The following is a 1,560-nucleotide window of genomic DNA, read 5'->3' on the forward strand; positions in this document are numbered from 1 at the left end:
CCTGCACTCGATCCACGTCCATCCGGTCAAGGCGGTCCGGGGCATCGCGCCCCGGGAGGCCGCCGTGGAGCCATGGGGACTGACCGGAGACCGGCGCTGGGTGCTGATCGACGACGGGGGAAAGGTCGTCACGCAACGCCGGCTGCCGCGCCTCGCGCTCGTCGCCGCCGAGCTTCGGCCCGGTGGCGGCGTCCGTCTGTCCGCGCCCGGCATGCCGTCGCTGACGGTGCCCGTTCCCCGGCCGTCCGCCACCGTGCCGGTGGAGATCTTCCGCGACAAGGTCGAGGCGGTCGAGGCCGAGGACGAGGCCGCGCACGCCTGGTTCAGCTCCTGCCTCGGCATCGCCGTACGCCTGGCCCACATGGACGATCCGGCCACCCGCCGGCCCGTCGCCCCGGAGTACGCGCGGCCCGGCGAGACCGTCTCCTTCGCCGACGGATTTCCGCTGCTGCTCACCACGACGGCCTCGCTCGACGCCCTCAACTCCCTGATCGCGCAGGGCGAGCACGCCGACGAGGGCCCGCTGCCCATGAACCGCTTCCGGCCGAACGTGGTCGTGGCGGGCACCGCCGCCTGGGCCGAGGACGACTGGTCACGCCTCGCCGTCGGGGACGTGTCCTTCCGCGTGGCCAAGACCTGCGGCCGCTGCGTGGTGACCACCACCGACCAGGGCACCGGCGAGCGCGGCCGCGAGCCCCTGTTCAGCCTGGGACGGCACCGCCGCCTCGGCGGCAAGCTGGTCTTCGGGCAGAACCTGGTGCCGCTGTCCCGCGGCACGATCCGGGTCGGGGACCCGGTCAGAATCCTCGAATAGCTCTGCGCGCGGGGCGGGAACCGTACCGCGGGCCCGGGCGTTGGGCTTGTGTGAGAAATTCGTGAGAGGCCCTGGGGAGAGGTGACGTGGCTCTCTCTTCGACGGGTCCGTGCGTGGACGGCTCCGCCAGGGAGTATCACGGAGCGGGAAGGGGGTGCATGCGGTGCGAGCGATCAGGGGGCTCTGGCGCTGGCGGCGCAATCCGCTGTGCCGCGCGACCGACCTGGCCGAGGCCTGGGTGGCACTGGCCGCCCTGCTGCTGATCCTGCTGGCCGCCCCGGTGGCCGGCTCGCTCGTCGGCGACACGGCTCAGGACGCGCTGCAGCGCTCCGTCCGGTCACAGCACGAGGCGCGGCATCCGGTGACGGCCACGGTGGTCCGCAAGCTGGACCGCTCTCCGCTGGACGCCGACCCCGAGACCTCGTCGGGCAGGGATCTTCGCAGCCGCGTCCTCGCCGACTGGACCGCGCCGGACGGCACCGCGCACCAGGGCCCCGTGCTGGCGAGCCTCAACGACCCACAGCAGGGCGACACGTTCCGGATATGGACCGACCGGCACGGCCGGATGGTGGCCCGCCCGCTCGACTCCGCGACGGCCTCGACGCACGCGGTCCTCGCCGGCTTCGGCGCCGCCCTGGCCACGGGCGGTCTCCCTACAGTGCCGGGATGAGCATGACGCCGCCGCCCGGCTGGTATCCCGACCCGCACGCCCCGCACCTGCAGCGCTGGTGGGACGGCACGGCCTG

At 73.8% G+C, this 1,560-nt stretch carries 2 protein-coding genes and 1 pseudogene; all 3 read left to right on the plus strand.

The window, feature by feature from the left end; all coding sequences use genetic code 11:
* Position 1: 1 nt before the first annotated feature.
* A complete protein-coding gene (locus ABZ281_RS48865; protein ID WP_356665251.1) occupies positions 2 to 814 on the plus strand; it encodes an MOSC N-terminal beta barrel domain-containing protein in 813 nt (270 codons plus the stop codon).
* 163 nt (positions 815 to 977) lie between these two features.
* Positions 978 to 1,466, plus strand: a pseudogene (locus ABZ281_RS48870) (hypothetical protein); the annotation flags it as partial.
* A gap of 20 nt (positions 1,467 to 1,486) precedes the next feature.
* The coding region (locus ABZ281_RS48875; RefSeq protein ID WP_356664540.1) for a DUF2510 domain-containing protein at positions 1,487 to 1,560 on the plus strand (74 nt) is incomplete at its 3' end.

It is taken from the genome of Streptomyces sp. NPDC006265, assembly GCF_040613555.1.
Classification (GTDB): Bacteria; Actinomycetota; Actinomycetes; order Streptomycetales; family Streptomycetaceae; genus Streptomyces.